Genomic DNA, 552 nt, shown 5'->3' on the forward strand with positions numbered 1-552 from the left:
GGCCAGCACCGCGGCCACGACGATGCCGCGCCGGACCCAGCGCTTGAGACCACGGCGGTTTACGCCCCGCGATCTCGTCGCCATGTCCAGCTTTTCGGTTTCATGATCGACGATCGGTTCCGCCAAGCCGCCCAACCCGTGCCAGAGAGCTCGTTTTGAAACGCGCTCCTGTGAGTCATGTGACGGTGTTTTCGAGAACCGGAGCGGAGCGTACATTAGAGTACGCAAGCACCGGAAGCGCAGAAAACGCCCTCAGATGACCGCAGGAGTAGAGTTTCCGAACGGGCTCATACTGCTCCGGCATAATGGCGCTTGCCTTCTTGCGCAACGTCTGAGTGTCGGCTACCGGTCCCGGCCATGACGAATGACGACCAAATGGCGTTCGAAATGGCGCTGATCAGGCGGGCACCCGCCGTCGAGGTGCTGCTGCGGCGACTGCTCGACGACCGCGCGCTTTCGGGCGAGATCGCCCGGCCGGACCGGCTGATGGCGGCGATGCGCCATGGCGTGCTGAACGGCGGCAAGCGCCTGCGGCCCTTCCTGGTCATGGAA

The 552-nt window shown here is 63.9% G+C and carries 2 pseudogenes; one reads left to right on the forward strand and one right to left on the reverse strand.

Going from position 1 to position 552, the window contains the following annotated elements:
* A pseudogene (locus tag EN969_RS36835) lies at window positions 1-135 on the reverse strand (monofunctional biosynthetic peptidoglycan transglycosylase); the annotation flags it as partial.
* Between the two features lie 222 nt (window positions 136-357).
* On the opposite strand from EN969_RS36835, the pseudogene EN969_RS34505 reads away from it, so the two are divergent.
* A pseudogene (locus EN969_RS34505) lies at window positions 358-552 on the forward strand (polyprenyl synthetase family protein); the annotation flags it as partial.

It is taken from the genome of Mesorhizobium sp. M7A.F.Ca.CA.003.01.2.1 (genome assembly GCF_003998945.1).
Classification (GTDB): domain Bacteria; phylum Pseudomonadota; class Alphaproteobacteria; order Rhizobiales; family Rhizobiaceae; genus Mesorhizobium; species Mesorhizobium ciceri.